The organism is Micromonospora deserti, from assembly GCF_003236335.1.
GTDB lineage: Bacteria > Actinomycetota > Actinomycetes > Mycobacteriales > Micromonosporaceae > Micromonospora > Micromonospora deserti.
Map to the genome: position 1 here is coordinate 1 of NZ_POUB01000345.1, position 5,563 is coordinate 5,563.

The 5,563-nt window shown below is 71.3% G+C and carries 7 protein-coding genes and 1 tRNA gene; 6 read left to right on the forward strand and 2 right to left on the reverse strand.

Annotated features, from left to right (window positions below):
• The first annotated feature begins 144 nt into the window (after positions 1-144).
• From scpB to C1I99_RS28815, 5 genes are all read left to right on the forward strand, one after another.
• On the forward strand, positions 145-972 hold the full coding sequence (gene scpB / locus C1I99_RS28795) for an SMC-Scp complex subunit ScpB (RefSeq protein WP_233512772.1): 828 nt from the start codon (positions 145-147) through the stop codon (positions 970-972).
• Positions 959-1,729 (forward strand): pseudouridine synthase, encoded by a 771-nt coding sequence (locus C1I99_RS28800; RefSeq protein ID WP_111137346.1) that lies wholly within the window; start codon positions 959-961, stop codon positions 1,727-1,729. The genes scpB and C1I99_RS28800 overlap by 14 nt, the downstream gene beginning before the upstream one ends.
• A 185-nt stretch (positions 1,730-1,914) precedes the next feature.
• On the forward strand, positions 1,915-2,595 hold the full coding sequence (gene cmk, locus C1I99_RS28805) for a (d)CMP kinase (protein WP_111137347.1): 681 nt from the start codon (positions 1,915-1,917) through the stop codon (positions 2,593-2,595).
• On the forward strand, positions 2,592-3,995 hold the full coding sequence (gene der, locus C1I99_RS28810; protein WP_111137348.1) for a ribosome biogenesis GTPase Der: 1,404 nt from the start codon (positions 2,592-2,594) through the stop codon (positions 3,993-3,995). The genes cmk and der overlap by 4 nt, the downstream gene beginning before the upstream one ends.
• Positions 3,996-4,189: 194 nt before the next feature.
• Positions 4,190-4,263, forward strand: a tRNA-Pro gene (locus C1I99_RS28815).
• A gap of 114 nt (positions 4,264-4,377) precedes the next feature.
• Here C1I99_RS28815 and C1I99_RS28820 read toward each other — a convergent pair.
• Positions 4,378-4,575 (reverse strand): site-specific integrase, encoded by a 198-nt coding sequence (locus tag C1I99_RS28820; protein WP_233512771.1) that lies wholly within the window; start codon positions 4,573-4,575, stop codon positions 4,378-4,380.
• 146 nt (positions 4,576-4,721) lie between these two features.
• Between C1I99_RS28820 and C1I99_RS28825 the strand changes: the two genes are divergently transcribed.
• Positions 4,722-5,075 carry a hypothetical protein gene (locus C1I99_RS28825; protein ID WP_111137349.1) on the forward strand — a complete coding sequence of 118 codons (354 nt, stop codon included), beginning with the start codon at positions 4,722-4,724 and terminating at the stop codon, positions 5,073-5,075.
• A 129-nt stretch (positions 5,076-5,204) separates the two neighbouring features.
• On the opposite strand, the gene C1I99_RS28830 is transcribed toward C1I99_RS28825, so the two are convergent.
• A partial coding sequence (locus C1I99_RS28830) for a cellulose-binding domain-containing protein (protein WP_199562430.1) occupies positions 5,205-5,563 on the reverse strand: 359 nt, incomplete at its 5' end.

Sequence of the window (5,563 nt, forward strand, 5' to 3'; positions counted from 1 at the left end):
CCCTGGCAGCGCCCCACCCCGCCGAGCGAGTCGTCCCCGGAAGACCGTGAAGGCGCACCAGCCACCGACGGGCCGGACTCCTCCACCATCTCCGAGTCACCCGACGCTTCCGCGGATCCTGGGACGGAACTGCCCCGCCAGGGGATGTTCCGCGCCGAAACCTCGGAGGAGACCGTTCCGGCGCCGCTGGGCGGCGAGGCGGGCGAGGCCGAGCACGGGGCGGTCGGTGCGGAGCCGGTGCAGAGCCCCGCCGATCCGGCTGGCGAGGGCGCCGACGGAGCTGATGCGGCGGGGCGGGGCCCCGAGCGGGTCGAAACGGCGGGACTGGAGCACATCCCGGGGCCGGGCGCGGCTGAGGGCGTACCGAAGAAGCAGCCGGCGCCCCGGCGGCGGGCGACCTCGGCGCCGGAGCCGGCGGCGGAACTCGACGACGTGGAGCTGCGCGGCGCGCTGGAGGCGATCCTGCTGGTGGTGGACGAGCCGGTCAGCGAGTTCACCCTGGCCCAGGTGCTCGGGGAGCCGGCCGGGCGGATCGGGCCGATGCTCGACGACATCGCCGCCGGCTACACCGCCGCCGGGCACGGCTTCGAGCTGCGCCGGGCCGCCGGTGGCTGGCGTCTCTACACCCGCGCGGAATACGCCACGTACGTGGAGCGGTTCGTACTGGACGGGCAGTCGGTACGGCTGACCCAGGCCGCGCTGGAGACGCTCGCCGTGGTCGCCTACAAGCAGCCGGTCACCCGGTCGCGGATCTCCGCCATCCGCGGGGTGAACTGCGACGGGGTGATCCGTACGCTGGTCTCCCGCGGGCTGGTGGAGGAGTGCGGCACCGAACCGGACAGCGGGGCGTTCCTCTACCGGACGACCACGATGTTCCTGGAGAAGCTCGGGCTGAACAGCGTCGACGAGCTGCCGCCGCTGGCCCCGTTCCTTCCCGACGACGTAGAAGAGTTTGCCGATGCCACGCGATGACCGCGCCCCCCGTACCGACGAGCCCACGTACACCGGACCGGAGCGGTTGCAGAAGGTGCTCGCCGCGGCCGGCGTGGGCTCCCGGCGCGCCTGCGAGGACCTGATCTTCCGGCGCCGCGTCACCGTCGACGGCCGGGTCGCGCAGCTCGGCGACAAGGTCGACCCGGCCACCGCGGTCATCCACGTCGACGGCGAGCGCCTGGTGGCCGACACCAGGCTGGTCTACCTGGCAATGAACAAGCCCCGCGGGGTCGTCTCGACGATGGCCGACGAGAAGGGGCGCACGGCCCTCGCGGACTTCCTCGGCAACCGGGTGGAGCAGCGGGTCTACCACGTCGGGCGGCTCGACGCGGACAGCGAGGGCCTGCTGCTGCTCACCAACGACGGCACCCTCGCGCACCGGCTGATGCACCCGTCGTACGGAGTGCCCAAGACGTACCTCTGCGAGGTGTCCGGGCCGATCCCGCGCAACCTCGGCAAGCGGCTGACGGTCGGCGTCGAGCTGGAGGACGGCCCGGCGAAGGTCGACTCGTTCCGGGTGGTGGACACCCTGGGACGGACCGCCCAGGTGGAGCTGACCCTGCACGAGGGGCGCAAGCACATCGTCCGGCGGCTGCTCGCCGAGGTCGGGCACCCGGTGAGCCGGCTGGTGCGTACCGCCATCGGGCCGATCCGGCTGGGTGACCTGCGCGCCGGGCGGACCCGCCGGCTCACCAACGCGGAGGTCGCCGCCCTGTTCAAGGCGGTGGGTGACTGACCCCGACGTTCGGGGTACGGGTGCCGGTAGGCTCCGTGGCGGCCCGGTGGGACCGTGGACGGCGGGGTGCTCCGGTGGCGTCGCCCGCGCCGGTCCGCGCGGCCGGGCATCATTGAGAACGTTTGGGACAACCGCTCGCGGTCGCCGGCTGGCGGCGTGCGAGGTACGGGCTGAGGAGGACGACGGTGGAGGAAAACGTACGGGCCGGGCGGTGCGTGGTCGCTGTGGACGGGCCGTCCGGTTCGGGTAAGTCCACCGTCTCCCGGCGGCTCGCCGCCGGCCTCGGTGCCCGCTACCTCGACACCGGCGCCATGTACCGGGCGATCACCTGGGCGGTGCTGCGCTCCGGCGTCGACCTCGCCGACGCCGAGTCGGTGGCCAAGGTCGCCGGCGAGGTGGACCTGCGCATCGGCACCGACCCCAACGGGTACGGCGTGACCGCCGACGGTGTGAACGTCGACGCGGAGATCCGCGGGCCCGAGGTGACCGCGGCGGTCTCCGCGGTGGCCGCGGTGCCGGCGGTGCGCGCGCTGCTGGTCGCCCGGCAACGGGAGATGATCGCGAACGCCGGGCGGATCGTGGTCGAGGGCCGCGACATCGGCTCGGTGGTGGCGCCGGACGCCGACCTGAAGGTCTACCTGACCGCCTCCGCGGCGGCCCGGGCGGCCCGGCGCAGCGCCGAAGACGCCAGCGACGTGGCGGTCACCGCCGCCGACCTGGCTCGCCGGGACCGGCTCGACTCGACCCGCAAGGCTGACCCCCTGACCCAGGCCGCCGACGCGGTGGTGCTGGACACCACCGAGTTGGGCATCGACGAGGTCGTCCAGCGGCTGCGCGGCCTGCTGACCGAGCGGGGTGTGGCGTGACCGAGGCGGAGGGTTGGGTCGAGCTGCGGGAACCGGACGTCGAGGTCGAGGAGCAGCCCGGTCCGCAGCCCGTGGTGGCCGTGGTCGGCCGGCCCAACGTGGGCAAGTCGACCCTGGTCAACCGGATCATCGGCCGCCGGCAGGCGGTCGTCGAGGACATCCCCGGGGTGACCCGGGACCGGGTCCCGTACGACGCGCAGTGGGCCGGCCGGCAGTTCACGGTGGTGGACACCGGCGGCTGGGAGCCGGACGCCCGGGACCGGGCCGCGGCGATCGCGGCGCAGGCGGAGGCCGCCGTCGCCACCGCTGACGTGGTGCTGTTCGTTGTCGACGCGATGGTCGGCTCCACCGACGTGGACGAGGCGGCGGTGCGGATGCTGCGCCGCAGCGCCAAGCCGGTGATCCTGGTGGCGAACAAGGCCGACAACAGCTCGATCGAGATGGAGAGCGCGTCGCTGTGGTCGCTCGGCCTCGGTGAGCCGCACCCGGTGTCGGCGCTGCACGGCCGGGGCTCCGGCGATCTGCTCGACGCCATCATGGAGGCGCTGCCTGAGGCTCCGCGGATCGTGGAGCACCGCCCGCGCGGCCCGCGCCGGGTGGCCCTGGTGGGTCGGCCGAACGTCGGCAAGTCCAGCCTGCTCAACCGCTTCTCGGGGGAGGAGCGGGCGGTGGTCGACTCGGTCGCCGGCACCACCGTCGACCCGGTGGACAGCCTGGTCGAGATCGGCGGCGAGACCTGGCAGTTGGTCGACACCGCCGGGTTGCGCAAGCGGGTCGGCAAGGCCAGCGGCACCGAGTACTACGCGAGCCTGCGTACCGCCTCGGCGATCGAGGCGGCCGAGGTGGCCGTGGTGCTGCTCGACGCCAGCGAGGTGATCAGTGAGCAGGACCAGCGGATCCTGTCCATGGTCACCGAGGCCGGCCGGGCCCTGGTGATCGCCTTCAACAAGTGGGACCTGGTGGACGCCGACCGCCGGTACTACCTGGACAAGGAGATCGAGCGGGAGCTGCGCCGGATCCCCTGGGCGATCCGGCTCAACCTCTCGGCGCAGACCGGCCGCGCGGTGGACAAGCTGGCACCGGCGCTGGGCAGGGCCCTGGCGAGCTGGGAGACCCGGGTGCCGACCGCGCAGCTCAATGCCTGGCTGACCGCGCTGGTGCAGGCCACCCCACACCCGGTGCGTGGTGGCCGGGCACCGAAGATCCTCTTCGCCACCCAGGCGGGCGTGGCCCCGCCGCGTTTCGTGCTGTTCACCACCGGGCCGCTGGACGCCGGCTACCAGCGCTTCGTCGAGCGCAAGCTCCGCGAGGAGTTCGGCTTCGAGGGCAGTCCCATCGAGATTTCGGTACGCCCCCGCAAGAAGGTCGGCCCCGGCGGTCGCGGCAAGGCGCACGGCTGACGTCACGTTGAGAGCGGGGCGGGGGCGCTGCCCCGCCCCGCTTCTGCGACTCAGCATCCCACCTATCCTCCTAGGACGCCTGAGGGGATGTGGCCAGCGTCGGCGCTACCGTGCGCACGGAGGGGCCTGTGGGACGACGGGAAGATCCTGCGCTAAGCTGTACCGGCTGTCGCGGGGGAGACCCGGCGGGGCATCGGGACGTGGCGCAGCTTGGTAGCGCACTTGACTGGGGGTCAAGGGGTCGTCGGTTCGAATCCGGCCGTCCCGACGCAAAAAAAGCCCTGACCAGCGGAAACGCTGGTCAGGGCTTTAATCTTTGTCTATAAAGTTTTGAACCTCCCCCCGAAAACCCCCCGTTTACCGGGTTCGGCAACCAGGTTCGTCATCCATGTGCATCGTTGTGTGCGTCGGGTGCGGGGCGCCCGGTGGGGTCGGCACCGAGTCGTTCAAGGATGTCGGAGACGTCGGGTGCTTGGGCGGGCTTGGCGATGTAGTACGTGTCGGTCACTTCTTCGCTGGAGTGCCCAAGCTGTGCTGCGGCGCTCTTGGTGTCGGTCTCTTCCTTGATGAGGGTGGCCACTGTCTTGCGGAAGGTGTGGGGGGTGACCCAGGCGAGGTCGGTGTCGGCGCGGGCCTGGCCGCTGGCGTGCCGGGATGCAACCGATCTCGAGCGACATCAACTGTGACGGAATCGACTGGGCGAGCTGCTGACGGAGGGAAACCTTTATGGAGATGACGGTGCTGCTCGGTGCTGCCGATCCCGGCTGGGAACCATGCCTCGACGAGGTGGCGCGGGAACTCGCCGTGGTGCTCGGGTTCGACATCGTGCGCGCGCCGTCCGGTGAGGAGATGTTCCTCGGGGGCGACGACTCGGTTCGGGTCTGGCTGACGTCCGAGCCCCAGGAGGACGAACCGCATCACAGCCATCCATTTATTCTCGATTTCACGACGAATGAACCGGGTATGCCGTATGCGCAGTCGCTGTTCGACCGGTTGGCCAATCTCGGGCGGTACCGACTCGTCCTGGTGATCGACCACGACTGCGTCCGCTCGACTCACTTCCCCTGTGAAGACTGGTGAAGTGCGGAGAGGCCGGTTGAGTGACCGTTAGCGGCTGTGGGGATCCCGCTCTGGGGCGGGCCTCCGACCCGTCGCAGTGAGAAGGGGCGTGACCTTACGGTCACGCCCCTTCTGCTTGCTCGATGAGCGTCAGGCCCGCGAGCAGGCGATCCCGTTGAGCGAGAAGCTGGTCGGCGACGAGTACGCCCTGTTCAGCGTCCCCTGATACCCGACGTTCGCCGTACCACCCGGCGCGATGGACCCGTTCCAGCCCACGTTGCGCGCGCTCACCGCGGATCCGCTCTGCGTCACCGTGGCGTTCCACGCGTTTGTGACCTGCTGTCCGGCGGGCAGGCTGTAGGTCAGGTTCCAGCCGTTGATGGTGCTGGAGCCGCGGTTGGTGATCGTCACGTCGGCGGTGAAGCCGTTGTTCCAGACGCTCGCCGGCGTGTACTTCACCGTGCAGGCGGCGTTCGACGGCGGGGTGGTCGTCGGCGGGGGCGACGACC